Consider the following 25,877-nt stretch of genomic DNA (forward strand, 5'->3'; position numbering starts at 1 on the left):
TGCCTTATTTTCCTGCGCTTAGCTTTTCAAAGCGGCGAAGCACTTCGTTGCCGCGCGTGACAGCGGAATCCAACGCTTCCTGTGCCGGCTTCTGCCCCAGTGAGGCAGCCATCACTTCTTCCATAATGAAGATATTGGCCTGATTGGAGTTACCGAAGCGGAAACCCAGCGAATTATCGGAGTTCGGCTTGCGCATAAGCTGTTCAATCGCAATGGCGCGGGTGGGATGCTGCTCGAAATAGCCTTCGCTTTTCAGCGCTTCATAGGCCGTCGTCGTAACGGGAACATAGCCAGTGTTTTTGCTCCACCACACCTGAGTTTCCGGCTTTGCTAGAAAGTCGAAGAACGCGGCAGCGCCTTTATATTCATCGTCGGAATGACCCTTCATTGCCCATAAAGCGCCGCCACCGATGACACTATTATGTGCTGTACGATCCTTTTCATGGGGGAGGAAAGTCGCATTCCACGGGAATTTTGCTGAAGCCTCCACCGCGGCATGAGACGCAGTCGATGCAATAATCGTCGAACAGGTGCCTGAGGTGAACAACTGAACCGGCTGAATTCCCTGACCCGCGATCTCCATAACTCCGCTCGAAACGAGGTCATGCATGCGCTCCACTTGACGGGTCAGAGACTTGTTGAAAACAAACTCGGTGTCGATACCGTCAATGCCGTTGCGCTTTGTGCCATAGGGGTAGTCGTTCACGGCAGCGTAGTTTTCGAGAAAGCTCCACTCATAGTCGCCCGGCAAAACCATGGCGCATTTCGAAATGCCCTTGTCATGGATCGCGTGCAACTGTTGTGTCAGCTCATCCCAGTTATCAGCTGGCTTTTCAAAGCCTGCGGCCTTGAAATGATCCTGATTGTACCAAAGGATTGGCGTTGACGAGTTGAATGGCAGAGCCTGCAACTTGCCCTTGTCACTATAGTATGCGGCAACCGGCGCAATCACCGTACTCCAGTCGATGGTGTAGCCTTCCTTGACCATCAGATCGGCGACGGGTATTACCGCCGATGAGTTCAGCATGGTCAAAAATGCGCGTTCATTGGTTTGCACAATGACCGGCGCGCGCTTCGCGCGATAGGCCGCAATCATCGCATTGATGAGCTCTTCATATTTGCCCTTATTGACCGGGACAATCTCATACTCATCTTGAGATTCATTGAACTTCTTCGAAAGTTCATTCACGCGATCATTGAGCACGCCTCCCATCGCATGCCAGAATTCGATCTGCGTTTTTGCCTCAGCCGTTAAGCTGGACAGCATCGAACAGCCCAACATCAAGGAAGCCACTAAAAGACGCTTCATCGTATCCTCCCATCTCGATCAAGTGCTTTTACAGTGAGCATACGCTCCAATAAGCGTTTGTCCAGCCCATAATTTGAATCGTCCGAATGATTACTTATTATGGCATATAGCGTGCTTATATATGGATCGCCGCGCAAAGGTATATTGCTCTTCCAGACGCACCGTGTTTATCATACGCTCACATATCAATCATTTTCTCATGAGTCGCTCGATGGATATCACCCCAATGAACCCTGCCCCGCTCGCCTTTGATCTGATCATTTTTGACTGTGACGGCGTACTGGTCGACAGCGAGATCATCAGCTGCGGCGCGGTAGCCGACGTACTGAGCAGGCACGGCGTACCCACGGACCTCGACTATGCCTTGCGCACTTTCCTGGGACGTCCGGCATCGGCAGTGACGGATGCCTTCACGGAACAAATGAACAAGCCACTCCCCGACACCTTTGTTTCAAGCTGGCGAGAGTATCTTTTTGCGCGCTTTGAACAGGAACTGATTGCCGTCGATGGAATTCGTTCAGCGATTGAAGCGATACCACTCCCCCGCTGCGTGGCGTCATCTAGCGATGAGGAACGACTTCAGATATCATTGGGGCAAACAGGTCTGCTGCCACTTTTCGAAGGCAATATTTTCAGCACAACGATGGTGAAACACGGCAAGCCCGCTCCTGACCTCTTTCTTTACGCGGCCAGACAGATGGGTGTGTCGGCCCCACGATGCGTCGTTATCGAAGACAGCCCCAGCGGCGTTAAAGCCGCCAAGGCTGCGGGCATGACGGCTGTCGGATTTACCGGTGGGAGCCATTACTCGGTACTGGACAATACTGAAACATTGCGTAATGCCGGTGCAGATCACATTTTAACGCATGCTGCCGACCTGCCTTCCTTACTAAGAGATATTTCCGCCCATGGCCGATAACGACAAACCCAGACTCGACGATGCCGCAAGAGCGGGTTGGCTTTATTATATTGCTGGCAAGACCCAGGACGAGATCGCCCAGATGCTGGGCGTTTCGCGCCCAACGGCACAGCGATTTGTTTCGCAATGCCGGTCCGAAGGACTGATCACGTTTCGGATGAACCATCCTATCGCAAATTGCATGGAACTCGCTGGCAAGCTGTCGGAGAAATTCGACCTGGCTTATTGCGACGTTGTTCCCTCGGAGGGAACTTGGCCGGAAGGTTCGACGACCGTCCCTGAAGCCGCTGCCGTTTTCATAGAGCGGCAGTTGCGGTCCAGAACTGCCATTGTGATGGCGCTTGGCACCGGCCGTACCATGCGCGCCACTGTTCAGCGTGTTTCTCCGCTTAATGGCTCCGTGCATCGCCTGGTATCACTGGTGGGGCATATTGGCATTGACGGATCGGCAAGTCCCTTCGACGCTTTAATCAAGCTTTCGGAAACGGTAAGCGCACAGCATTACCCTCTCCTCTTGCCGCTCTATCTTTCATCAGTGGAAGAAAGGGATGCCTTGCTGGCGATTGAGCCAGTGAGGCGTGTTCACGAGCTGGCATCAACCGCCGATCTCTGGCTGACAGGCATTAGTGATCTGGCTGCGGATTCTCCACTCGCCAAAGAAGGCTTTCTCAGCCGCGATGAGCTTTTTGAGCTCAATAGGCTCGGTGGCGTTGGCGAAATTTGCGGCTGGGCATTTGATATCGACGGAAAGATCGTCAATGGCGCCACAAATTTGCGGATCACCAGCGTCGCGCCGCAGATCAATGTCAGCAGACAGCGCATTTGCGTGGCGTCTGGCGCGCGCAAAGTGCAGCCATTGCTGTCGGCCTTGCGCGGTCAGATCATCAACGGACTTATTACCGACGAAGAGACCGCGATGAAGCTATTGGACTGATTTCCCGACTATATGATGGTCGGAACGATCAGTTAAGTCGCAATTCGGTCTCGGGATCAAAGAGATGAACATTCTCGGGATCGAGCATGACGTCGAACTCTTCGCCCGGCTGCACTTTGTGACTTGGCGGTAACGCTGCCACGAGCCTTTGCGAACCGACAGTCCCGGTGACGATTAATTCGGGACCGGTGAGTTCTGCAATATCGCATTTCATCCGTAAAACGACACTTTGTTCTTTGCGCTCTAGACCGATGGCTTCTGACCGGACGCCCAGCAGGACTCGTTTGCCATGGGCAACGCGCGGTAGGCTGCCCACAGGAATACTGGTTTCAGTACCATCGATGGTCAAACGATCCCCATTGAAAGTAGCTTCCAGCATATTCATCGGCGGAGCGCCGACAAATGTCGCCACATAAAGGGTCGCGGGCCGGTTATAGACATTTTCCGGTGTATCCAGCTGCTCGATACGTCCGTTGCGCATCACAGCAATGCGCGTCGCCAATGTCATCGCTTCAATCTGGTCATGCGTGACATAAACCATGGTGGTCTTCATGAGTTGATGCAACCGCTTCAACTCGGCGCGCATCTCCATGCGCAATTTGGCATCGAGGTTAGACAGGGGCTCATCGAATAGGAACAACTTCGGATGCCGCACCAGCGCGCGCCCGATTGCAACACGTTGACGTTGCCCGCCAGAAAGCTGCGCAGGCTTTCTATCCAGCAGGTTTTCGATCTGTAGAAGGCGCGCCGCGTCCAGAACAGCTTTTTCCCGTTCTGCGGCTGGCACTTTGCGCATTTCGAGACCGAAGCCAATATTGCGTCTGACATTCAGATTTGGGTACAGCGCATAGGACTGAAACACCATCGCCGTGTCCCTGTCCTTGGGATGAACGCCAACGATAGAGCGCTCATCGATGCGAATGTCGCCGCTGGTCGGCTCTGCCAGACCTGCAATAATGTTGAGCAATGTGGACTTGCCGGAGCCGGAAGCGCCGAGCAGAACCAGAAACTCACCACTGGCCAGTGACAGATCGATACCCTTGAGGATGTCAGTCGGTCCAAAACTCTTGCATACATTGTTTATAGTCAGGGTGCTCATACAAGCGCTCCTTCGATGTCCGATGTATAGGCCCGTGGGCTTGTTGAAATCGCCCGGGACGCGCTGCGCGTGGCGGCGCGCAAACTGGCCTCAACCGGCTCGCCTTTGGCGAAAGACGCCAGGAAAGCCGCATTGAAAACATCGCCCGCACCAATCGTGTCGATAACCGTCACGTGAGGCGCATCCACCGATATGACACTGCCATCACATTCCACGGCAAAAGCACCGTTCGGGCCGCATTTGACGATGAAAAGTGCGTCGTTCGGCATAATCTGCGCTAGACTGCGTGCAGCCTCTATGGGGTCGGCCGAATTTCCAAGATTGACCGTCTCAACCTCATTGAACATCGCGAACTTGCAGCGTTTCAACCATGAACGTGCGCGGCTTCGGTTCCGTTCGGTCCAGCCTTCAACAGGCCAGCCAGTATCAAGGGCCACATCGATGTTGTGGTGATCAGCCCAATCAAAAAACTGGTCATAGGCATCAGCCAGCCTGTCGGTCAGAAAGCTTCCGCACAGCAGCGCCAGCCCACCAGACAAAGCCTGACCATCAAGTCCCGACAGAGCATCTTCAATGGAGAAATGCGGCAGATGGCCGAGCGTCGTGAAAAACGTCCGCTCACCATCTGGATGCGTCAGGCCAACGGACAAAGTGGTCTTGCCTGAAAACACCGCCCATTGCCGGGCATGATCACCGAAATGCTCGGCAAGCCAACGCCCAAACTGGTCCGAGCCGGTATTTGCGGCCATCTGAAACGGCACATTCAGCGCCATAAGCGTCAGTGCCGAATTGCCCGCCGAGCCACCGACGCGCAACTCATCATGGCTGACAATGTTCTCAGTTCCCGGCTGCGGCCAGGCTGCAGTGGGACCGAGGATCATGTCGACATTGACGTTGCCGATAATTGCGATTGGCCTCACTCATTCACTCCGCGTGATCTTGGAAGAGCGGACCGGCGTTCCGGCGTTCTCGACACGCATGTCGGCGAATGCCATCATAAGCCGCTGTGCCGCGGGCAATATCTCGAATATGGCGGCAAGCCCACTCGCTGCGGGAAAGGAAATTGTCACTGCTCCCGGAACAAGCGGCTCACCCGAGGCGTCGAACACCACAAGTTTCGCACCGGCCTCGACAACAGACTGCGCCATTGCTGTCACCAGCGGTGCGGTCGCATCATCAGCTTTGAACAAGACGACGCCAACCTTGGGCGAGAGCATTTCCATAGGACCGTGGCGCAGTTGACCCCCTTCCAGAGAATAGCTCGGCACGCGCGAAAGCTCCGTAAAACCCAGCGCGATCGCCTCCGCTACGCCTTGAAGACTGCGCCCTGACGTCACAATCGTATCGACGTCGGCTATGCAGGCAAGTGCTGCATCAATCGCAACAGTCTGTGGCGATTTCAATACATTCAGCACCGCATCCGGATCGTCGCCTAGCGCCGCGAGTATGGCCAAATGCAGAGCAAAGCTGATCGTCAGGCTGCGGGTTGCGGCAAATGCCAGTTCTCCGCCGCCATTTCCCACCAGACAATCAACCTTCTTGCCGAGAAACGACCCGGCGTCGAGCGTCAGGCCGAATATATCGGCATTGCGCTTCTTCTCGGCGAACCAGCGCACGACCTCAGCACTTTCGCCAGACTGTGATGTGACGAGAACGGTCTTGCCCTCAATGGGCAGGGCCGCACCAAGTTGTTCCGAAAGCGGTATCGCAATTGCATCAATATTATGGGCGCGATAGAGCGGCTCCACCGCACGGCTGACAGCATGCGACCCGCCCATACCCAAAAGCAACAGCTTGCCTGTCTTGCGCAAACTCCGGACGATCTTCTCGGCCTGCTCCCGATTGTCCTCGAAGGAAATCAGAGCATCGCTGAATTGGCGCGCCATTTCCTTATCGATTGCGACAAGTCCTTCTGGACGCTGCTTTTGCGTGTTCATTATCATCCTTTCACACCGCCACTGGTCAGGCCGGATATAAGCGCGCGCTGCATCAAAAGGCCGACAATAACCGGAGGCAGCGCAGCCAGAACGCCAGCGGTTGCAATCAGGCCGTAATCGGAAACACGCCCACCAGCGAGATCGGCAATGGCAACTGTCAATGTTCGCGCTCGCTGATCAGAAGTGAACAAAAGCGCATAGAAAAACTCATCCCAGCCGAGCAAGAAGGCAAACAGCGCCGATGTTGCAACAATAGGCAATGCCAGCGGCAGGGTGATGATGCGCAATGTCTGGAAAAGGCTTGCCCCATCAATCATAGCTGCCTGCTCAATCTCCTGTGGGATGCCATCGAAACCGGATTTCATCAGCCATGTGGTGAAAGGCGCGAGAATGGTGAGATACACCAGCGCGAGGCCAAACACCGAATTCAGTAGACCGAGTTTTGCGAGGACCATATAGAGCGGCACGGCAAGCGCCACCGGGGGCAGCATGTAGGTTCCAATAATCAGTGTCAGCGACCATCCGATGCGCGACGTTCGCGAAACGGCCCAACCGGCGGGAATTGCAACGAGGATCGCGACCAATGTCGCCATGCCCGCCACTCTCAGACTGTTGTACATCGACGCCACAAAGGCTGCACCCGCGCTGTTCGGCACAGTGGACAGCAGAGCCTGGTAGCGGGAAAGGTCGACCGTTGTAGGCCACCATTTTAACGGGCGCACGGACAAATCCGCCATCGGCGAGATGCTCATGACAAAAAGCCAGAACAACGGCGTGAGGATCACGACTGCCAGCACCAGTGCTGCGAAGTAGACGAAGAAAGTAGCGATTGGGCTTCGACGTTCCATTACGTTGCCGCTCCAGCCGTTTTGCGCACCAGAAATCCATAACCCAAAGCCAGAACCGTAACGATCAGCGTCACAATGAGCGCCAACGACGCGCCCGACCCGGCCCGCTGGAAGGAAAAGGCTTCCTGATAAACGAGAATAGAAAGTGTTCGTGTTGAATTGGCCGGGCCGCCGCGCGTCATGATCCAGATGATGTCAAAGACCTTGAATGCCTCAATCGTGCGGAGGACAAGTGCGACCATCAACGGCCCTGCGAGATATGGCAGAATGACAAACCGGAAGCGGTTCAACGGACCCGCGCCATCCACAAGCGATGCGGCCGTTATGTCTCGTGGCACTGCTTGCAGCGCGGCCAATGCAATGAGGGCTACCAACGGGAAATTCTTCCAGCAGTCGGCAACGATCAGGGCCGTCATTGCGGCTGAAGGTTCACCGAGCCATGACTGGTATTCCGAAATGATGCCAAGCTGGGTCAACAGTGAATTGAGAGCACCATATTCAGGATTATAGATGAGGCGCCAAAGCGTTGCATTAACCACCGTTGGTAGCGCCCAAGGTAGAATGAGCAAGGCACGTAGAATGGTGCGTCCATAAAACTGCTGGTTCAACAAAAGTGCAGCCAGAACACCAAGAACCATTTCAGCCGTGACCGAGATGAGGGAGAACCATGTCGTCGTCCAGAAGGCTCGCTGGAAATTAGCGCTGGACAGCATCTTGACGTAATTGGCGATACCAACAAATTCGCCGCCAGTGCCGACAAGCTTTGCATCTGTGAATGACAGACGGACCGTTTCAAACATTGGCCAGCCGATCACGCAGATCATGACGGCGAGTAACGGGAGCATCAGCAACCACGCTCGCATTGTCATCCAGTTGCCGGACATTGTTTACACCTCAGCCTGTATAAAAGAAGGGAGTGGATGCGCGCGCACCCACTCCCATCAGCATCTTAGAGCCCGCTGTTTTCAGCTGCGGATTTGAGGGCGTCTTCAGGCGAAGACTGTCCCAGCAGGGCTTCCTGAATGGACTGCTGCAATGCCGTGGACATTTCCTGATACTTCGGTGTCGTCGGGCGCGGATACATGGCAGCCAGACCGAGCTTTGCAGCTGCAATCAGCTCTTCCTGACCCTTGGACACAGCCGGATCATCATAGGACGATGCCCAGATTGGCAAAGACAGTTTCGCATAGTCGTTCTGGACTTTCTGCGAAGTCATGAAGACGATGTACTTCCATGCGTCGTCGGGATGTTTGCTGGTGGTCGTGATACCAAGCCCCATCGAACCGTTGACCGCCGAAACCTTGCTCTTGCCGTCAACGCCGGGCGCAGGCACGACACCCACTTTGCCAACAACCTTGCTTTCTGCGGGATCATTGACCTTGCTATACATATAGGTCCAGTTCAAAGCGAAAGCGGCGTCGCCGTTCTGGAAGACCTTGCGCACGTCTTCTTCGAGAAACTCTTTTGAATTGGGGTTGCTGAGGCCGGATTTATAGCTGTCTACCATATATTTGAGGGCATCCAGTCCACCGTCCTTATCGAAGGCAGGCTTGCCGTCTTTCAGGAAGTCTCCCCCATAGGCGCTTACCAAGGTCGTATAGTCGCAAATGGCAGCTTCGGCCTGCGCCCAGCTCCATGCAATCGGCGACGCCAGCAAGCCCTTGTCCTTGATGATCTTAGCCTGATCGTTAAGTTCGGCCCAAGTCTTTGGCGGGTTGGTGATGCCAGCCTTCTCAAGGATTTCCTTATTGTAGAACAGATACTTGGTGTCCAAAATCCACGGCATGCCGTAATATTTGTCCTGATACTGAACCGTCGTCCAAGCACCCGGCAGAACGCCCTTCTTCATCTCGTCCGTAATCCGGGACGAGACATCAACAAGCACATTGTTGCTTGCATATTCGGCTGGCCAGATCACATCGAACAGCACAACGTCATAGCCCTGCCCCGAGCCTTGGGCCAGAACCGTTTTGTCATGCAGGCCTTCATAGGGCACGAATTCCAGATTGACCTTCACATCCGGATTGGCCGCCTGAAAGGCGTCCGTCATCGCGCGCACATCCGCTTCGCTATAAGCGGCCTGCGCCATGAACAGAGCGTTCAAGGTCGTCTCGGCAAAAGCGTGGGGGATGGAGAAAGCGGATACGGCCAGCGTACCCAGCAGGATCGTGTGAATTGATTTAAGCATGTTACCTCCCGTTAACTTGACTTCGGCCCGTGCAAAGTGCCCCGCACATTTGCATCACTGCCATGAATTCAGAGCTGTTGTTCCATCGTTAAATGTTCATGTTCTTTATTAAGTCAAATCCATTGACTTAAACGTGTTATAAATATCTATTGGTGTCAAGAGGGATTGAGGATGCCAAGAAAGAGCGACATTCGGGCCACGAGCGGCACCAACCATGAAGGCACAAGTGCGCATAATCGCCGGGTGATTATCGACGCGCTGCGCCAGAACAGGTCGCTCTCACGCGCCGAACTTGCGCGTGCGACAAACCTCACGAAACAGACCATTTCCAACCTCATTGAAGGCCTGGAAAGCGATGGATTGGTGAGTTCGGAGAACGTCGTCAGGCAAGGTCGCGGACAACCGGCGACACCTTATCGACTGGTGCCGGAGGGAGCCTTTGCATTGGGCGTCCAGATCGACCGGCATTTGACGCGGATTGTCGTCGTCAACTTGATCGGCGATGAAGTCATGCGTCGGGAAGCGACCCTCCCGCCCGATAATCCTGAAGAGGGTTGCACTATCATTCTGGAGGAGATTGCCAAAGTACGAGCTGCACTCGCACTTGAATTTCCCCATGGACACTACCGAATGTCGGGACTTGGCGTCGCGATGCCAGGGCCTTTCGGCACCCCGGTTCCCGAGGATGACCGATGGGTGATGAGCGCATGGCAATCTTTCCCATTGATCGACAGGCTTACCGAAAACACCGGCCTGACGGTGACATTGCAGAATGATGCCACAGCCTGCGCGCGTGCAGAAAAAATGGTCGGTCTCGCCGACGGGCTCGATAATGTTGTCTGTGTTTATATTGGATATGGCGTTGGCGCCGGTCTCATACTGAATGGAGAAATCTACACAGGCAGCAAGGGCAATGCGGGTGAAATTGGCACTATGCTGATGGCCAACCGGGGTCCGGGAACACCGCTGGAACACCACGCATCTCTCTCGTCACTCTACAAACATCTGCAACTCGACGAGGCACAACCCGATCTATCCGCAGAACTTGAAACCATATTGATGCAGAACGATCCTCGCGTGGAAGCGTGGCTGGAACGGGCAGCTTTGGAGCTCAGATCCGCCATCCATACGATTGAGGCGATTTTCGACCCCCAAACCGTTATTCTGTGCGGCGGAGCGCCGAAACTATTGGCCAATCGGCTTGTAGACCGGATCGAGCCGCTCGTTTCTTCCAGTGTTGACTACCCCGTCCGCACACTACCGCGTTTATTGGTCGGGATAACCGATATATGGGCAGTTGCACGGGGAGCGGCATTGGAGCAGATCAGCAGACATTTTGACCCGCGCTTTGCAGCTCTTTTGAAAAGTGGAGCTTCTGCTTAAGACCATAGTGACAGGCTTTAGGTTTGGCAAATTGCCATGCAAACCGGCGATAGCCTTATCTTGACAAAACGCGCGGTTTCAACTGTTTACATCCAACCATTTCGGCAAGCCATGCGCTACGCGACCTGTCCGGGCAGCCTGCGCACAGCTCTCAAGGCTACCGAAACGCACCGCGCGACCGGATAGTCCTGGACCGTAGTGTGCATATTTGCCGGAGTTGGTCATAAGCGCTTTGGCTGCAACCGGGAAAACCGGCTCCGAAATCGAACACCAGCAGAGATCCGGAATAACCTGAACGCCCGCGGCTTCCAGTCTTTCCAGAGTGCCCTCATCCCGTGCGCTGGCAATAACCTGGCGTCCCGCCGTTATAATAGTGGTCGTAACCGCTTTTCCGCCCTGCAATACATCCGCAAAAGCTCGGCATTCTTCAAGAGACGCATGCGGGCTACCGATCGCAACCAATTCCACATCATCGGGTCCGTCGTTCAACAGCCGCCAACCCTCCGCCATTTCGTGTTTCGTGATGCGGGCCGTGTCAGCCGAGAGTGAAATCAGATGCGCCTCCGGCGTAACACCCTCAACATGCAGCATAGGTGCAGCGGAAGTCGTACCGAAGGCTGCACACAGAGCCTTCAGGTTTTCCGTCGTTGGCTTGGCATGCTCAAGCCCCCTCAAAAGAGGAATCCGGTCCGGCGAAACCTTGCCCACCAGATAACCGATCAGTGGCCAGAATGCGTCGTCAAATTTTTCCGGCATTTCAATATGAATAATACGCTCTGCAAACCGATGTTGATCGAGATAGACACCGGACAGCGGTGCGCGCCCGGTAATCGCAATACAAAGATCAAGGAAATCGGGATGTTTCGCCGTACGTGCCCCAAGCACGGTATTGGCATAAATGACCGCATTGCTTTCCGCCCATGCGATCATTTCACCCCGTTCAGGAGCCGTATCCAGAAGGTACGGCGAACAGGTAAACGTATTCTGGCATCCCATGCGCACATAAGCGTCGGCAAGCTGTGCGGCAGGCCGTCCAAAACTTGCAGGCACACCTTGCGCCTGCCAGCGCTCACGATCAACCGAGATAGCATTCATTGTTGTCGGAACACGCACTCGCGCGCCCATATCCGCCATTTTCTCCGCAAAGATCAGGTTGGCCGGGCTTGCATAGATGCAACCGTCGATATGAGCCTGCGCGACGTCGATCAGGCGTTCTGCCCCTTGGTTTGCAGCCATGGCGCAGATGATTTCCATGGCGAGTTTGGTGACTTCCCCTTCTGCGCCCGCCATCATGGCTTGATCCGCATCTGTAAGATCGGGGCCGATTTCCTTCGACGTGGAAAGAGGCAACCGAACACCTGGCGCAGTTATTGCCGTTGGCGTGATTGCAGCCTCACTCTCGTTTCGCAAACGCTCCCAATCTTCCGGTGCCAGTCGCAGGACAGGCAATGAATGACCAAACATCTTGTCCGCGATCAAGGCTCCAAGCGTCACCACGTCTTCAGCTTGACAGAAAACCAGCGCAGCAGGCGCCATGCCATTCAACGCAAGATCAAGCAGCACGCCGGAGCCTGTGCAGGAACCGCGCGTCGATGGCATCATAAGCACAACGCCCTTGATGCTCTGCCCATGGAGCGGATGGTGCACGTCAATGATCTTGCCCGAAGAGGGATCAACACCGCCCCAGAAGCTGAGCGGCTCAGTTGTCGCGAGGATCGGCCCCTCGGCAGTTCCGGCCAATATGCTTTGGGCTGTTGTGTTCATAGAGAATGACCGCTTGCTGCTGCTATTGTTGAATGGATGCGAAGAACCATACTGGTCTTCCAATTTAGAAAGCGGGTCAAGCGGCTTGTTGTACGAACGTCCAACGCTCTGGATAAGACCGACGCACAATCAAGCAATCAGACCGCCGGCTTTCAGGACTGCATCTCTCGTATCGACATCGATTCGGGCTGCGACGCCGATTGAAACTTCAATAACGGGAATTCCACTCGCCTCAATGACATGCCTTGCACCAACATCGCCGTGAAGGGCAGAAAGCGCGTCAAAAAGCTATCGTGGCAGAATGCAAGGATTGCCCCGCTCGCCCGCGTCAGTAACGGCGCGAATGACAGCATTTCCTTCATGTTCGCGGAAACAGCCAATCATCGCGCGGATGTGTTGCGCATTGACGGCGGGCATATCGCCCAGATGGATCATCACCCCGTCAGACCCTGCCGGTATTGCTAAAAGAGCTATCACGATCGAACTCGCAATACCGGTTGCGTAGACCGGGTTGTGAACGACAGCGACGTCCAGCCCCTGTAGCGCTACCGCAACATCTTCCGCCATATGACCGGTGACGACGATAACCCTACCGCTATCGGCTTGCATTGCAACCTCAACGGAACGGCGCACCAAAGGTTTGCCGTCAAAAATGGCGAGCAGCTTGTTTGCACCCCCCATGCGGGAAGATCGTCCGGCAGCTAGCACGGCAATTGTGACCGCAATATCCCGCTTCATTTTCGTTCTGCCATCCCGGCGCAGTGCATGCCGGGATGGCGGGCACTTATCCTATTCTTTGCGTACCACGCTTGTAACGCCCATGGCCATCACGAAACGCATCCACCAAACCGGAAACAGGCAAAAATTCCCGCTCTATTTCTGGCACCGTGGCAATTTCCGCACCAGCACCAGTCGCCGCCATCATACCGAGCCGAGCCGCGCCAAATGCCGCACCAAAATTGGCGCTGACCGGCAACAACACCGGGGTGTTGAGCACCGACGCGATCACCGACAACCAGTAGTGTGATCGCGCTCCTCCGCCAACAGCAACGAGTGAACTTAGCTCGGTGCCCGTCGATGCCAATGCATCGCGGCAGTCGGCCAATGCAAAAGCGATACCTTCCAACACTGCACGTGTTGCTGCCACCTGATCGGTTGCATGTTCCAGCCCGAGGAACGCGCCACGGATATGAGCGTCGTTGAGCGGTGTGCGTTCTCCACCCAGATAGGGCAGAAACAACGTTCTTCCCGGCGCCTCAAGCGCCCCGAGATTTGCGGTGAGATCCTCTGCATTTTTCCCCACCAGTTGGGCGAACCAATTGAGAGCGTCGGTCGCAGCGAGAATGACGCCCATCTGGTGCCATGTCTGAGGCAGCGCATGACAGAAGCTATGTACTGCCGATGCGGCATTGGGCCGATAGCCATCCGTTGCTGCGAACAAGACACCAGACGTACCAAGCGATACGAAGGCCTGCCCAGCATTCACAACACCAACGCCAACGGCCGAGGCTGCATTGTCACCAGCGCCACCTGCAACGACCACATCGGGCGAGAGGCCAAATTCCGCAACAAGCTCCGGTCGCACCCGGCCAGATATGGCGGAACCCTCCACCAAGGCGGGCATCATGCTACGATCCAGTCCAGTCAATGACAAAAGTTCGTCTGACCAATCGCGGCGTGCACAATCGAACCAGCTTGTTCCCGCCGCATCGGACATTTCGGAGACATGTTCTCCGGTCAGCCAAAGCCGCAGATAATCCTTTGGCAACAGGATTTTTCGTACCTTCGCGAACGTCTCAGGTTCGTTTTCGCGAAGCCATACCGCCTTTGGTGCTGTAAAGCCGGGGAAAACGATATTGCCACTAGTGGCGCGAAAGGTCGGGATCGCATCAAGCCTAGCCGCCTGATCGGCAGCGCGAACATCGTTCCATAAGATGCACGGACGAAGCACCTGTTCCGACGCATCGAGAAACGTTGCACCATGCATATGCCCTGACAGGCCGATACCACGCACAGAAGACAACCCTCTCTGATGCGCTAGTGTCTCCAGCACGAGCCGGGCAGCCGACAGCCATGTGTCCGGCTCCTGCTCCGACCAGCCATCATGCGGACGGCTGACCGTCAGTGGCGCACGCGCTTCCGCAAGGATTTGTTGACCGTCATCGATGAGAATGCCCTTGAGGCCAGAGGTTCCCAGATCAAGTCCTATATACATGTGCAGCTCCCGACCTTTATCACTCTATGCTGCTACAACACGTTGTCCCGTCGCTGTGTCGAAGATGTGCAGGTCAGTTGCATCAACGTCGACACCGACAGTTTGTCCTTCGCTCAGGCGCACGGCGGATGGAACTGTGATGTTGAATTCATGCAGCCCCGTTCGCAATGTCACTAATCGTGTTTCGCCATGAAACTCATTGCGCTCCACCTGCCCTCGGAACACACCGCCGGTATCGTTGAGCCGAAACGCGCCGGGACGGATACCAACCGTGACATTCTCCGGCTGAACCGAGAATGGCGCTTCAAGGCGAAGCGTTCCATCACCAAGCATTCCATCGGCGGCACGCATCTGGAAGAAATTCATGTTGGGTGTGCCAATGAAACCTGCTGCAAACAGGGTTGCAGGCTTATGATAGATTTCCTCCGGCGTGCCCATCTGCTCGATGTGACCATCCTTCATCAGGACAATGCGGTCAGCCAGGGTCATGGCTTCAAGCTGGTCGTGGGTGACATAGATACTGGTGGTTTTCAGATCGCGGTGAAGCCGCGCGATTTCAACGCGCAGACTGCCTCGCAATTTGGCATCGAGGTTCGACAAAGGTTCGTCAAACAGAAAGACGTCCGGCGTCTTGATCATGGCGCGTGCAATGGCCACGCGTTGCTGCTGACCACCGGAAAGCTCCGTCGGTTTGCGCGCGAGATAGGGTTGTAGCCCAAGCGCCTCGACAACTGGAGCCAGGCGCTCGTCGATGGCGTTTTTGCCAACGCCTGCGCGTTCCAGTCCGAACGAGATGTTTTCACGTACCGACATATGCGGATAGAGCGCATAGTTCTGGAACACCATGGCGATACCGCGATCACCGGGATCGCGGTCGTTCACGCGTTGATCGCCGATCAGAAGATCGCCGCCGGTGATGTCTTCGAGCCCTGCCACCATGCGCAACAATGTGGATTTCCCGCAACCGGAGGGGCCAAGGAACACGACGAACTCATGATCGCGAATACTCAGATTGAAGTTCCCGATCACCTCATGGGTGCCATAGACCTTACGGATTGACCGACATTCAACTGTAGCCATCAACCTAACTCCGTATCGAGAATGATCTGAAGTTTCACATCCGTTGGGCGACCTTCGGCGGCACGCACGAATGCGGTAATTGATTCATCGAAAGTGAAGGTACCGGACACCAGCGGCTTGAGATCAACTTTGCCCGCAGCGATCAACGCAAGCGCCCGGTCGAAAACATTGGCATAGCGGAACACTGTTTCGATGCGGCATTCACGGGCAGTCGCACCGGACACGTCGAACAGGACCGGTTCCGGCGGAAGACCGACCAGCACAACCGTGCCGCCGGGACGGACAATCTTGAACAGATCACGAATTGCCGCCGGAGCACCGGAGCATTCGAAGACGATATCGGCACCCCAGTTTTCGGTGGCCTCATTCACGGCATCCAAGATGTTCACTTCGCGCAGATTGATGCCGGTAATGCCCGCATAAGTCTCCGCGAGCTCCAACTTCGCTTCCGACAGATCGGAAATCAACACGCGGGAGCAGCCGCCTGCCAGCGCTGCCAACGCCACCATGATGCCGATGGTGCCGCAACCGGTGACCACCGCCGTATCGCCGGGGGAAATGCGCGCGCGTGTTGCAGCCTGCATACCAACGGCGAAAGGCTCGACCATCGCCCCCTCTGCAAAAGAGACATTGTCCGGCAGCTTGTAGGTGAAATTGGCCGGATGCACCGTAACAGGGCACAGAACGCCGTGGATTGGCGGCGTGGCCCAGAAGCGAACCGCTGGATCGACATTGTAGATGCCAAGCTTGGACGGACGCGACAGCGGGTCGGGAATACCCGGTTCCATGCAAACGCGATCACCGGGCTTGAGATGAGATACATTGGCTCCAGTCTCAATGACCGTACCCGCAGCCTCGTGACCGAGTACCATCGGTTCGTTGACCACGAAATCACCAATGCGACCATGGGTGTAATAGTGTACGTCACTGCCGCAAACACCGACCGTGTGGAGCTTGATGCGTACATCATCCGCTCCCATTTCGGTTGGAAGATCGATATCCCGCAGATTGAGTTCGCCGACGCGCTCCAGAACAAGTGCTTTCATTTGGTCAGTCCTGATTTTGTTTCTTGGAAAAAGCTGCATTGAGACCACCGGCAAGCAATCCGAGGAGGATAAGCGGTGGCAGGGAGAGCAAGACGACAGCGGCGTTGAGAATGCCCCATGGAACATTCATGCCAAGCTGAGACATTTCCGAAGCGATGATCGGCAGCGTCTTCGCATTTGAGGTGGTAAGCAACATGGCCAGCAAAAACTCGTTCCAGACGAGCACGAATGCGAAAGCTATGGCACCGAATATCTGGAACCGCGCAATCGGCAAGGCAACGCGAAAAAACGTTGCGTAACGGCCAAGGCCATCGACACGCGCGGCTTCTTCAACATGAAGACTGACGCGCTCAAAAGCCGGAACTGAAAGCCATATCGTGATTGAGGCCGTGGTGATCAGATAGGTCACGATCAACGACAGACGAGTATCATAGAGGCCAAGACCGAGCCAGATGACAAGCATCGGGATAGCCACAGCCACCGGCGGTAGAAAGCGCAGCGATAATACGAAGAACTGTGCCTCAGCGGTTATCCGGTTTTTGTAACGCGCAATCACATAGGCCGCTGGCACGCCCAAAAGCGCACCGATGACAACTGCGGACGAGCAGATGATGACCGAATTGGTCAACGCGCGTGCCACCGAGCGGCGGTTGAGCACGTAACTCATATTGTCCCAGACCGGCTGGAACACCAGTTTCGGCGTACTCACCAGCAGATCTGCATTGGTCTTGAAGGCGTTAAGAAGCGTCCAGAGAAGCGGTAACACCACCAAGGCGGCCGCAAGCAACAGAAGCGCACGCAGGAAGAGTGTAGAAATCTTCATCGGTTCAGCCTCTTCCATGCGACGGTGAATACGACGATTGTCAGAACCATCATGATGACAGCCATGGAGGACGCGTAGGAAATCTTGCCGGACTCGATAAAGCCTTGCGAATAGGCGTACATGTCGAGCGTTTCGGTCGAGATGCCCGGCCCACCCCGCGTCATGACATAAACGAGATCGAAAGAACGCAGGCTCTCGATCGCCTTGACGAGCAACAGGCTTATCAGTGGCACTTTGAGCATTGGTATCGTGATGTATCGATGGATCTCCCAACGCGTCGCCTTGTCGATCCGTGCAGCCTCGATGGGTTGCGGCGGCAAAACCTCCAAAAGCTTCAACACGATGACCGCGAAAAACAGGCCCCACTGCCAGACATCGACGAATGCCACTGTCAGGAGCGCACCCCACGGAGTGGAGAGGACATCGGGCGTAGCGCCGGTCAGCTCCCTCACAGGCCAGGTCAGCGCGCCATAGAGGGGATGGAACGCAAATTTCCAAACGAAGGCGGCACAGACGCGCGGCAGCAGAACAGGTATGATGAACAGGATGCACAATATAGTGCGCATTCGCGTGCTGGCGGCTTCGAACATGGCAATGCCCAAACCGACACCAACGAGCATGGTCAGCGCCACGGTCAGCACTTCCCATTTGAGCGATACCCACAGGGCATTCAAAAAGCGCGGATCGCTGAAGAGCGCCACATAGTTTTCAAACCAGATATATTGCGCCACACCTTGTGAAAGGGTGCGGTTCTGGAGCGAGATATTGATGGCGAACAAAGTTGGCACAAGCGCCAGCACCATCAGGATAATCAGTGGCGGCCCCAGAAAGACGAAGGGCAGAGATCGTCCACGTTTCATGAAACAGTCCTTGACCGAAAGCGGTTCCCTGCCTTGGCCGCTTATTGCGGACATGGAAAAGCAGCATAGAATGAAAAGTCGGTGACACCGGACACACTCTCCCAAGTGTGTCCGGGACAAGCGTTTTGGCAAAGCGATCAGAGTTTGTTTGCGAAGGCCTCAAGATCGTTAAGCGCGCCCTTGATGTCGGTGCGGCTACCGGTGATCAGCTCTTCCAACATGATACCCCACTGGTTACCCAGCTCCTGCCAACGCGGATCCTGCCAGAAGGTAACCTGCGTTCGCTCTCCGGTAGCAGCCATGGCATCGGAAAGATTCTGGCCAAAAGTCCTGGCATATTCGGAGCTCTGGAACGTGCTGGTGCGGGTCAATTCGCCCGGTTGACCGGCAGCAAGACGCCGCGCTTCCTGTTCCTTCGATGTGGCCCACGCCACGAACAGCCCTGCACATGCCTTGTCTGCATCCGTTGCGTTCGCTTTGGAGGCAATGGCAAAGCCATGTGCATAGCCCGCACCTGGAAGAGGTGTCGGCGGCACAGAGAAGCCGACCTTGTCGGCGACCTGGCTTTGCGCCTTATCGACGGACATGCCCCCCAGCGGAGCGGATTCGATCAGGATTGCCACTTTACCCGCGCGAAACGCGCCGGTGGATTCATCCCACGAACCGGTCTGTGTGCCGGGCGCAGAATATTTAAACAGATCCAGATATTCCTGTGTCGCCTTTACAGCCGCGTCGGAATTGAATGCCGGCTTGCCGTCCTTGTACCACTCGCCTCCAAGCGCTTTGAACAAAGGCATCCAGCGCCAAACATTGGCGCCTGAACCGCGCTGTCCGCGCAATGCCGTGCCATAAACACCGTTCTGGGGATCGTGCAGCTTGGCAACTGCAGCCTTATATTCGTCCCAGGTCTTCGGTGGTTGAATACCCGCCTTCTCCAGAAGATCGGTGCGATAAACAAGAAGGTCGCCGCCGCCTTGAATCGGAGCAAACCACTGCTTGCCATCGTAAGTCGCAGCAGCGCGCATACCGGCATCGAAATCGTTGTAGTCGTATTCCTTCGGATAGAAGCCTTCGAGCGGCACAATCCAGCCCGACGATGCGAACAGGGCCAAATTGGCTTCATCCACGTAATAGACGTTGTAGCTGCCAACGGTCGAGGCATCGGCCTGTGACTTGGCGCGGCGGTCATTTTCATTCAGATAACTGATCTCGAAACCAGCGCCCGAAAGCGTCTCGAACTCATCGACTTCTTTTTCAAGAAGGGTCAAGCCGTCGCGTGGCTGCGCGAGAATGCGCAGGTCTTTCTCACATACGGCTGCGGCAAAACTGTTGGAAGCAGCGACGAGCGCAACCAATGCGACGCCCGCGCCAAAAATAGCACGTTTCATTGTCATCCTCCCCATAAGACGCTTTTGATAAGCGCCTGACACGTGAAATTTCATAGAACATCAGCGAAAGCACTAGATTGCTTTTCGACATCAACTGATACTATTATGACAAAATATAGGGATTATTTCCGATCAGACATGTCAATTCCATCGAAAGAACCACTGCAGACACCGAATGCCTTTGCGGCGACACGCGAAAGGATTCATCTGCCCGAGGGAAAATCCTATCTCATCCGGCGCGATGACTATCCGATTGCGATTTGTATCTGGAATTATCATCCCGAATGGGAAATCCACTATATCCCAGACGCCAAAGGCCTCGCTTATGTCGGTGATTATGTCGGCTCCTTTGCGCCCGGCCATCTGGTGCTGACGGGAACCAACCTGCCGCATAACTGGATTACGCCCGGGGCGACTGACCTTCCCGGACGCGATCTGGTGTTGCAATTCGATGCCGATGCACTGATAGGAGTTCGCGCTATCTGCCCGGAATTCGATGTGCTTCATCGTTTGAAGCCTCTTTCGATGCAAGGCATCGAAGTAATGGGGGCGGCGGCGGCGCGGATTGGTCAGATGATTCTCGATCTGAACAAGAAGGGGAGTAGCAGCGGATTGGGCTTGTTTATCGAAATCCTGCAAGCCATTGAAGCCGCCCCGGAAAAACGCCTTCTGGCCAGTTCGCATTTCGTCTCGTCCTACAACGAGAATTCGGACAAGCGCCACCGTCGCATCGATAAAGCGATACAGTTGCTGCAATCCACACCCTCAATGCAGATGCAGGATGTAGCGGCAGCTGTGGGGCTGGAGTCTTCCGCTTTTTCGCGAGCCTTCAAACGACTGACAGGGTTGGCTTTTTCCGATTACAGCCGGTCTGTGCGGGTGTGGCGCGCGCGCACGCTCCTGACTGAAACAGAAAAGCCGGTGACGGATATCTGCTTTGAAGCAGGCTTCAACAATCTGTCCAACTTCAATCGCTATTTCCGGATGGAAACTGGCCTGACACCGCGCGCATATCGTCAGGTTGCACGCATTCGCGCAAGTTCCATTGATGCTGTCCACGTTCAGATGCCGTTGAAAAGCGATGGATGAATTAATCCAAATCAACACAATAAGTTAGGAAGTGATAAATCCAATTATATAGCATGAACCGGAAATTGCTTAAATCCGGCTTCCCCCTCTTGTGTTAAGATATGGCGTTAATTTCGTTCACTCAGAACGCAATGTGAACCTGCTTTATTCCGACATTATCCAGCATTCGATCAATCTCGTGAGCGATGGAAAAGACCTCCGGTCATTGGAGAAGCGGAGCCTGTAGTGTCAACCGATCTTGAGAAAAAGCAGCGCAGAATACGCAGCCTTCCGACCATGATCATTGTGGCCAAACATACGCTTGCACGCACATGTGTCGTTAAATTCCTCGCTCACGAACTCGCCGGGTGGGATTTTATCGATATGGCTTCTACAGCCGAGTTGGCCAAGGCAATTGGAAGGGATGTCGCGCTCATCGCCCTGGATCTGGCGGGGCGGGCAATCGATAACCCAACCCTGCTGGAAGATTTGTTGGCGGCTCAAACCCATTTCCCGGCAGCCTCCATTGCCTTGCTTTCCAACCGGGACGATATCCTCATGGAGTCGGAAGCGATCAAAATGGGAGTGCGAGGCTTCTTCACATCGTCCCTTCCAATAGAAATTGCATTGGCAGGTGTGCGGTTGGTGCTCGCGGGCGGAGTATTCTGTCCGCATCCGCTGGGCGCACAGGCCAGCATCCAGCGGACAATCTCCATCACCGGCAAGTCAGCTCTGGAAGAACAAAATGTCGATGACAATGAAACCATGAACCCCACTCCCAGACAGGCAACCATAGCGGGTTTTACACCGCGGGAAGTCGATGTACTTACCGAACTTCAGCGCGGCCATTCAAACAAGATTATTGCGGAAAAGCTCAACATGTCGGGCAATACCGTGAAGATGCATCTGCAACACATCATGCGCAAGTTGCGCGTGCAGAACAGAACAGAGGTGGTGCTTCTGCTTGGCTCAAGAAACTCTCCTGGCATCAACACGGTGCAATAGGTCAACGGCGTTCAGTTCTCCCGAAAAGCCCTATGGAAACTATCCAGCAACGGCCTGACAGCGTAAAGAGCGACGCTGCTCTCGCCAGTCTCGATCAAAGCTTGAACCGGCATTCCGGGGATCATTTCTATGTCCCCTGCCTGCATCAGCTCATCATCGGTGACACGGATCGTTGCGGCATAGAAGGGCTGACCCGTTACTTTATCCAACAGGCGATCAGCAGAAACATAAGTGACCTTCCCTTTTAAAAGCGGCACGCGCCGTTGATCATAGGGCAACAGGTGCACCTGCGCATTCAGACCCGGATGCACAAGATGGATATCTTCAGGTCTGACATGGGCGGACACGACCATATTACCATCCTGCGGCACCAGATCGAGCAACGGTTCACCTGCCCCAATCACTCCGCCTGTCGTATGAATGCGTAGATCCATGACAATTCCCGTCTCTGGTGCCTTGATCGCCGTGCGGTTCAACTGATCATCAATGGCGCGATATCGTTCGTTCAACAGAAACAGCTGGTTTTCAGTATCACGCAGTTCCTTTGCAATCTCATTTTGCCGGTCGCTTTCCAGCTTGATGAGATTGGCCTGCGCCTCATTGATAACCTGATAAGCACGGGAAATCTGAGCCGTCGTTTCTCCAAATTGTCCATCAAGGTCCGCTTTTTCCCGCGCGAGGTTCAGCAGGCTCGTTTTGCGTTCAAGACCTTTCTTGACCAAAGGATCAATCATGTCCAACTGCTGACGTGTAATTTCCACCCGCGACGACAGCGCCAGTTTTTGGGCTACCAGACCGGTGATCTCCTGCTTCACCTGCTCCATTTTTTCATGCGTGATGGCTATTTCAGATTGGTAGACATCGCGCCGTGCTTCAAAGATTCTACGCTGCCCCACCACAATCGCGTTTACCGCCGGGTTTTTCGAGACAAGTCGCACCAACTCAGACGGAAACACGAGTTCTGTCTCATTTCCCTGCTCCGCGACCAGCCGTGCACGGCTTGCCTCAGCATCCCACAATTGACCCTGCACGCCGACAAGCTCCGTCCTCGGCTTGGTATCATCAAGCTTGATCAACACCTGCCCGGAAGAAACCAGATCTCCATTGTGGACATAAATCTGCTGGACAATGCCACCTTCCAGATGCTGAATGGTTTTACGACTGGTCTCCGCCTCGACGATGCCCACCGCGACCGCCGCACTTTTGAGCGGCGCCAGCATTGCCCATAATCCAAACCCGGCTAAGAACGTCAAAACCAGCATATTTCCTGTCCAGGCAACCCCGAGCAGCCTTGGTCGGGAGGTCAATGGTGCTGGCAATGTGTTGCGTTGATGTACACGTATCGGCGGAGACGCCAGCCGCCACAACATCAGCTGCTGCGCAACCGGCGCCAGATAGGATTTGAAAGCGTTTGCGACCCTCAATGGAACATCAAGATGGACCAGTGCCATTGTAATGCTCCTTCATGGTCCAGTTTTCGCGGGAACGCGAAGGAAAGCATCGAAAATTTTCTCGCTATCACCAAAGGCGCTGACCATACCATCCCGCATCACCGCGATCTTGTCCGTCACGGGCAATATGCCCATTCGATGGGTGATGATGACAATTGTAATCTGCCTGCATTTCATGCGCTCAATCGCATCAAACAACAGGCGCTCACCTTCATAGTCGAGACTTGAATTCGGATCATCGAGCACCACAAGAGGCGGGTTTCCGTAGGCAGCGCGTGCCAATCCCAATTGCTGGCGCTGCGCCCGGAGGAGAAGAGCCCCCCCTTCGCCGATATCCGTCTCATAGCCCTGCGGCAACCGCATGATCGCCTCATGCAGCCCTACCAGTTTTGCGGCGTCGATCACCTTTTGTGGGTCCGAACCATCGAGCCGGCCTATAACATCTTTGATCGCACCACCAAAAAGCTCGATGTCCTGAGGAAGATAGCCAATGTGACGGGCATTGTCGCAATGGCGTAGCAAGGAAATGTCGATACCGCCCAAAAGGGCACATCCACATGTCGGCCGTGAAACACCCGCCAAAATTCGCCCAAGTGTGGATTTGCCCGAGCCAGAGGGACCGATTAGCGCCACGCAATCGCCCGCCGCCACTTGAAAAGATACGCCCCGCAAAATGAAACGATCCGATGACGGCAAACGATAGCCAACATTATCGAGAACCAGCTGGCCCTTGGGTTCTGGCACAAGAATGGTTCGTCTATCCTCCCCGGGAACAATGAGTGTGAGCATCCGGTTCAGGCGATTGAACGCACCGCGAACAAAAGCCAGTGCCCGCCAGGCCCCAATCGCGCCCTCAACCGGCGCCAGCCCACGCCCGAGAAGCAGACTGGCAACAAAAATAATTCCGGGATTGCTGTTGTTTTGCAGCACGAGCCATGTCGCCGCACCCATCATCACAATCTGCGTCAGTGTGCGTACCGATTTCGAAAATGCCAAAACAATCTCGGTCCGTCTTATCACACTGTCCTGAGCCACTCTGACGGCTTCAGCATCTCGATAGATGAGGTGCGCCGCGCCATGCTGCATGCCCATCGCGCGAATAACGCCGATATATTTCAGCGCCATTATGAAGCGGGAATGGCTTCGCGCCTGTGCAAGGTTTGCCTGTTCGTTCAGTTCCCGCGTCACAAACTCGTTGAGCATCGCCAAAAACAGCAGGATCACAGCGCTGCCCAGTCCGATAAAACCAAGCAGCGGGTGGACCAGAAAGAGCAATGCGAGAAAAACCGGAGCCCATGGCAAGTCAAACAACAATGCGCAGGAGGGTGAATCCAGAAATTGGCGTAGAACCGAAAGGTCGCGATAATATTCTGCAGCGGCTCCCGCGTCAGCGCGTGCTGCATATTCGAACGATGCGTTCATGACGATAGGGCGCAACTGGTGATCAAGCCAGCTACCGATCCGTGACCATGCAGCGCGGCGCACGATATCGAGCACCGACCCAACCACGACCGCCACGGCGATGATGAGCGTCAGCATCAACAGGGTGTCGACACTGCGGCTCGACAGAACGCGATCATAAATCTGGAGGAGATAGATGGAAGGCGCGAGCAGGAAAATATTATATCCGCAACTATAGGCAAACACCAAACCAAAGGCGCCGTAACACCGACGCAGCGCTGCGACCAAAGGGGTCACCGTATAACGAGGTTGCGCGAATGCCGCCGTCATCGTCCAATCTCCGTTGGCATACCGGGCTTGCACAATCGGTGCGAATGCTCGCAACGCATCTTCAGCTTGGGGGCATAGTCCGGTAAGACGGGAGAGCAGCGGCCGAAGCCGTTGCTCTCAGATCGAATTTCTCTTGATCCAAGCATAAACCAGCTGCCGATCAGATCGGCATGTGGCTCAGATCAATATCGTGAAAATTGTCGTTGAAGCTATTAACAAAGCTCGCGATATCATTGGTGGTCGTCGTTGTGGTGTGGGTTTCCGGATTTGAGTGCACGAGCGCAGCCGAGATATCGCCGCCGCGTGCCATGTTTCCGTTACCGCCATTACCGCCAACGCCTGCAAGAATAGTGGCGTGCTGATCGGCAAGAAGCGAGGTATATTGAACGGCGCTTGTATCGGCAGTCGCTGCCCCCACGTTGCCACCGCTTGACGAGCCAAGGCTGCCATTGGAGTTTGCATCACCACCAGCTCCGCCATCACCGTTATTGGTGATATTGGCGAGGAACCCATTGGCTGCGTCTGCTCCACCGCCATGACCTGCATGGCCTGCGTCCCAGCTGGCGCTTAACCACGGGGAATCGCCGCTGTGCACATCCACAGTAGCACCTGCCACGCTTTGGGTGTTGGCCACGACTGCACTGGGATTGTAGTTGATATTACCGTAGTTATAGCCATCAGCACCGTTACCGGCATTGGCGTCACCGGCATGCACGTCACTGAGATGAATTGTGTCGGATACTTGTGGAATAGGCATCGCTTTATTCCTCCCTGTTGTGGCCCCTGCCCTGTTTCGGTTGAACTCCGGTCCTGGTCACCCAAAGCGCCC

23 protein-coding genes are annotated in these 25,877 nt (G+C 55.0%); 5 read left to right on the forward strand and 18 right to left on the reverse strand.

Annotated features, from left to right (window positions below; all coding sequences use genetic code 11):
• Window positions 1-4: 4 nt before the first annotated feature.
• A complete protein-coding gene (locus ACTJKP_RS10670) occupies window positions 5-1,309 on the reverse strand; it encodes an extracellular solute-binding protein (protein WP_440630616.1) in 1,305 nt (434 codons plus the stop codon).
• A 211-nt stretch (window positions 1,310-1,520) separates the two neighbouring features.
• Between ACTJKP_RS10670 and ACTJKP_RS10675 the strand changes: the two genes are divergently transcribed.
• Together ACTJKP_RS10675 and ACTJKP_RS10680 are read left to right on the forward strand one after the other, a co-directional pair.
• Complete coding sequence (locus ACTJKP_RS10675) at window positions 1,521-2,228, forward strand: HAD family hydrolase (RefSeq protein WP_440630617.1); 708 nt, start codon at window positions 1,521-1,523, stop codon at window positions 2,226-2,228.
• Entirely contained in the window at window positions 2,218-3,162 is a 945-nt protein-coding gene (locus ACTJKP_RS10680) for a sugar-binding transcriptional regulator (protein WP_078337301.1), read from the forward strand. The genes ACTJKP_RS10675 and ACTJKP_RS10680 overlap by 11 nt, the downstream gene beginning before the upstream one ends.
• 28 nt (window positions 3,163-3,190) lie before the next feature.
• Here the strand turns inward: ACTJKP_RS10680 and ACTJKP_RS10685 are convergent, their stop codons facing one another.
• The 6 genes from ACTJKP_RS10685 to ACTJKP_RS10710 form a co-directional block, all read right to left on the reverse strand.
• Window positions 3,191-4,261 (reverse strand): ABC transporter ATP-binding protein, encoded by a 1,071-nt coding sequence (locus ACTJKP_RS10685; protein WP_440630618.1) that lies wholly within the window; start codon window positions 4,259-4,261, stop codon window positions 3,191-3,193.
• Window positions 4,258-5,181 carry a carbohydrate kinase family protein gene (locus ACTJKP_RS10690; protein WP_440630619.1) on the reverse strand — a complete coding sequence of 308 codons (924 nt, stop codon included), beginning with the start codon at window positions 5,179-5,181 and terminating at the stop codon, window positions 4,258-4,260. The genes ACTJKP_RS10685 and ACTJKP_RS10690 overlap by 4 nt, the downstream gene beginning before the upstream one ends.
• Window positions 5,182-6,198 carry an SIS domain-containing protein gene (locus ACTJKP_RS10695; RefSeq protein ID WP_440630620.1) on the reverse strand — a complete coding sequence of 339 codons (1,017 nt, stop codon included), beginning with the start codon at window positions 6,196-6,198 and terminating at the stop codon, window positions 5,182-5,184.
• 2 nt (window positions 6,199-6,200) lie between these two features.
• Complete coding sequence (locus tag ACTJKP_RS10700; protein ID WP_440630621.1) at window positions 6,201-7,046, reverse strand: carbohydrate ABC transporter permease; 846 nt, start codon at window positions 7,044-7,046, stop codon at window positions 6,201-6,203.
• On the reverse strand, window positions 7,046-7,930 hold the full coding sequence (locus ACTJKP_RS10705; protein WP_440630622.1) for a carbohydrate ABC transporter permease: 885 nt from the start codon (window positions 7,928-7,930) through the stop codon (window positions 7,046-7,048). Before ACTJKP_RS10705 ends, ACTJKP_RS10700 begins: the two co-directional genes overlap by 1 nt.
• Window positions 7,931-7,995: 65 nt before the next feature.
• Window positions 7,996-9,234, reverse strand: coding sequence for an extracellular solute-binding protein (locus ACTJKP_RS10710; protein WP_113534165.1), 1,239 nt, complete (start codon window positions 9,232-9,234; stop codon window positions 7,996-7,998).
• A 171-nt stretch (window positions 9,235-9,405) separates the two neighbouring features.
• Between ACTJKP_RS10710 and ACTJKP_RS10715 the strand changes: the two genes are divergently transcribed.
• Window positions 9,406-10,617 carry an ROK family protein gene (locus tag ACTJKP_RS10715; RefSeq protein WP_440630623.1) on the forward strand — a complete coding sequence of 404 codons (1,212 nt, stop codon included), beginning with the start codon at window positions 9,406-9,408 and terminating at the stop codon, window positions 10,615-10,617.
• Window positions 10,618-10,695: 78 nt separating this feature from the next.
• Here the strand turns inward: ACTJKP_RS10715 and lhpI are convergent, their stop codons facing one another.
• The 8 genes from lhpI to ACTJKP_RS10755 all read right to left on the reverse strand — a co-directional run bounded on the left by lhpI (window position 10,696) and on the right by ACTJKP_RS10755 (window position 19,793).
• On the reverse strand, window positions 10,696-12,381 hold the full coding sequence (gene lhpI, locus ACTJKP_RS10720; protein WP_440630624.1) for a cis-3-hydroxy-L-proline dehydratase: 1,686 nt from the start codon (window positions 12,379-12,381) through the stop codon (window positions 10,696-10,698).
• Window positions 12,382-12,669: 288 nt separating this feature from the next.
• Window positions 12,670-13,119 carry a nucleotidyltransferase family protein gene (locus ACTJKP_RS10725; RefSeq protein ID WP_440630625.1) on the reverse strand — a complete coding sequence of 150 codons (450 nt, stop codon included), beginning with the start codon at window positions 13,117-13,119 and terminating at the stop codon, window positions 12,670-12,672.
• Window positions 13,120-13,165: 46 nt separating this feature from the next.
• The gene (gene xylB / locus ACTJKP_RS10730) at window positions 13,166-14,596 is read right to left on the reverse strand and encodes a xylulokinase (RefSeq protein ID WP_440630626.1); all 1,431 of its coding nucleotides are present in this window, start codon (window positions 14,594-14,596) and stop codon (window positions 13,166-13,168) included.
• A gap of 24 nt (window positions 14,597-14,620) precedes the next feature.
• Complete coding sequence (locus tag ACTJKP_RS10735) at window positions 14,621-15,676, reverse strand: ABC transporter ATP-binding protein (RefSeq protein ID WP_078337310.1); 1,056 nt, start codon at window positions 15,674-15,676, stop codon at window positions 14,621-14,623.
• A complete protein-coding gene (locus ACTJKP_RS10740) occupies window positions 15,676-16,722 on the reverse strand; it encodes an NAD(P)-dependent alcohol dehydrogenase (RefSeq protein ID WP_440630627.1) in 1,047 nt (348 codons plus the stop codon). Before ACTJKP_RS10740 ends, ACTJKP_RS10735 begins: the two co-directional genes overlap by 1 nt.
• 4 nt (window positions 16,723-16,726) lie before the next feature.
• Window positions 16,727-17,545: a carbohydrate ABC transporter permease gene (locus tag ACTJKP_RS10745; protein WP_440630628.1), complete on the reverse strand. Its 819-nt coding sequence runs from the start codon at window positions 17,543-17,545 to the stop codon at window positions 16,727-16,729.
• On the reverse strand, window positions 17,542-18,405 hold the full coding sequence (locus tag ACTJKP_RS10750; protein ID WP_078337313.1) for a carbohydrate ABC transporter permease: 864 nt from the start codon (window positions 18,403-18,405) through the stop codon (window positions 17,542-17,544). The genes ACTJKP_RS10745 and ACTJKP_RS10750 overlap by 4 nt, the downstream gene beginning before the upstream one ends.
• 137 nt (window positions 18,406-18,542) lie before the next feature.
• Window positions 18,543-19,793 carry an ABC transporter substrate-binding protein gene (locus ACTJKP_RS10755; RefSeq protein ID WP_440630629.1) on the reverse strand — a complete coding sequence of 417 codons (1,251 nt, stop codon included), beginning with the start codon at window positions 19,791-19,793 and terminating at the stop codon, window positions 18,543-18,545.
• A 138-nt stretch (window positions 19,794-19,931) separates the two neighbouring features.
• Between ACTJKP_RS10755 and ACTJKP_RS10760 the strand changes: the two genes are divergently transcribed.
• Complete coding sequence (locus ACTJKP_RS10760; protein WP_078337315.1) at window positions 19,932-20,882, forward strand: AraC family transcriptional regulator; 951 nt, start codon at window positions 19,932-19,934, stop codon at window positions 20,880-20,882.
• Window positions 20,883-21,158: 276 nt separating this feature from the next.
• Window positions 21,159-21,866, forward strand: a complete 708-nt coding sequence (locus ACTJKP_RS10765) for a response regulator transcription factor (RefSeq protein WP_440630673.1) — start codon at window positions 21,159-21,161, stop codon at window positions 21,864-21,866.
• 11 nt (window positions 21,867-21,877) lie between these two features.
• Here ACTJKP_RS10765 and ACTJKP_RS10770 read toward each other — a convergent pair whose 3' ends face one another.
• The 3 genes from ACTJKP_RS10770 to ACTJKP_RS10780 all read right to left on the reverse strand — a co-directional run bounded on the left by ACTJKP_RS10770 (window position 21,878) and on the right by ACTJKP_RS10780 (window position 25,805).
• A complete protein-coding gene (locus tag ACTJKP_RS10770; RefSeq protein WP_440630630.1) occupies window positions 21,878-23,317 on the reverse strand; it encodes an HlyD family type I secretion periplasmic adaptor subunit in 1,440 nt (479 codons plus the stop codon).
• A 12-nt stretch (window positions 23,318-23,329) separates the two neighbouring features.
• Entirely contained in the window at window positions 23,330-25,048 is a 1,719-nt protein-coding gene (locus tag ACTJKP_RS10775; protein ID WP_440630631.1) for a type I secretion system permease/ATPase, read from the reverse strand.
• A gap of 160 nt (window positions 25,049-25,208) precedes the next feature.
• A complete protein-coding gene (locus ACTJKP_RS10780) occupies window positions 25,209-25,805 on the reverse strand; it encodes a PE-PGRS family protein (RefSeq protein WP_078337318.1) in 597 nt (198 codons plus the stop codon).
• Window positions 25,806-25,877 lie beyond the last annotated feature (72 nt).

Origin of the sequence: Brucella sp. 22210 (assembly GCF_052045675.1) — a bacterium.
GTDB lineage: Bacteria > Pseudomonadota > Alphaproteobacteria > Rhizobiales > Rhizobiaceae > Brucella.

Excerpts from the sequence above, each read along its gene's own strand:
- ACTJKP_RS10670 (WP_440630616.1), bottom strand. The coding sequence starts at position 1,309 with ATGAAGCGTCTTTTAGTGGCTTCCTTGATGTTGGGCTGTTCGATGCTG.
- ACTJKP_RS10675 (WP_440630617.1), top strand. The coding sequence starts at position 1,521 with ATGGATATCACCCCAATGAACCCTGCCCCGCTCGCCTTTGATCTGATC.
- ACTJKP_RS10680 (WP_078337301.1), top strand. The coding sequence starts at position 2,218 with ATGGCCGATAACGACAAACCCAGACTCGACGATGCCGCAAGAGCGGGT.
- ACTJKP_RS10685 (WP_440630618.1), bottom strand. The coding sequence starts at position 4,261 with ATGAGCACCCTGACTATAAACAATGTATGCAAGAGTTTTGGACCGACT.
- ACTJKP_RS10695 (WP_440630620.1), bottom strand. The coding sequence starts at position 6,198 with ATGAACACGCAAAAGCAGCGTCCAGAAGGACTTGTCGCAATCGATAAG.
- ACTJKP_RS10700 (WP_440630621.1), bottom strand. The coding sequence starts at position 7,046 with ATGGAACGTCGAAGCCCAATCGCTACTTTCTTCGTCTACTTCGCAGCA.
- ACTJKP_RS10705 (WP_440630622.1), bottom strand. The coding sequence starts at position 7,930 with ATGTCCGGCAACTGGATGACAATGCGAGCGTGGTTGCTGATGCTCCCG.
- ACTJKP_RS10710 (WP_113534165.1), bottom strand. The coding sequence starts at position 9,234 with ATGCTTAAATCAATTCACACGATCCTGCTGGGTACGCTGGCCGTATCC.
- ACTJKP_RS10715 (WP_440630623.1), top strand. The coding sequence starts at position 9,406 with ATGCCAAGAAAGAGCGACATTCGGGCCACGAGCGGCACCAACCATGAA.
- lhpI (WP_440630624.1), bottom strand. The coding sequence starts at position 12,381 with ATGAACACAACAGCCCAAAGCATATTGGCCGGAACTGCCGAGGGGCCG.
- ACTJKP_RS10725 (WP_440630625.1), bottom strand. The coding sequence starts at position 13,119 with ATGAAGCGGGATATTGCGGTCACAATTGCCGTGCTAGCTGCCGGACGA.
- xylB (WP_440630626.1), bottom strand. The coding sequence starts at position 14,596 with ATGTATATAGGACTTGATCTGGGAACCTCTGGCCTCAAGGGCATTCTC.
- ACTJKP_RS10735 (WP_078337310.1), bottom strand. The coding sequence starts at position 15,676 with ATGGCTACAGTTGAATGTCGGTCAATCCGTAAGGTCTATGGCACCCAT.
- ACTJKP_RS10740 (WP_440630627.1), bottom strand. The coding sequence starts at position 16,722 with ATGAAAGCACTTGTTCTGGAGCGCGTCGGCGAACTCAATCTGCGGGAT.
- ACTJKP_RS10745 (WP_440630628.1), bottom strand. The coding sequence starts at position 17,545 with ATGAAGATTTCTACACTCTTCCTGCGTGCGCTTCTGTTGCTTGCGGCC.
- ACTJKP_RS10750 (WP_078337313.1), bottom strand. The coding sequence starts at position 18,405 with ATGAAACGTGGACGATCTCTGCCCTTCGTCTTTCTGGGGCCGCCACTG.
- ACTJKP_RS10755 (WP_440630629.1), bottom strand. The coding sequence starts at position 19,793 with ATGAAACGTGCTATTTTTGGCGCGGGCGTCGCATTGGTTGCGCTCGTC.
- ACTJKP_RS10760 (WP_078337315.1), top strand. The coding sequence starts at position 19,932 with ATGTCAATTCCATCGAAAGAACCACTGCAGACACCGAATGCCTTTGCG.
- ACTJKP_RS10765 (WP_440630673.1), top strand. The coding sequence starts at position 21,159 with ATGATCATTGTGGCCAAACATACGCTTGCACGCACATGTGTCGTTAAA.
- ACTJKP_RS10770 (WP_440630630.1), bottom strand. The coding sequence starts at position 23,317 with ATGGCACTGGTCCATCTTGATGTTCCATTGAGGGTCGCAAACGCTTTC.
- ACTJKP_RS10775 (WP_440630631.1), bottom strand. The coding sequence starts at position 25,048 with ATGACGGCGGCATTCGCGCAACCTCGTTATACGGTGACCCCTTTGGTC.
- ACTJKP_RS10780 (WP_078337318.1), bottom strand. The coding sequence starts at position 25,805 with ATGCCTATTCCACAAGTATCCGACACAATTCATCTCAGTGACGTGCAT.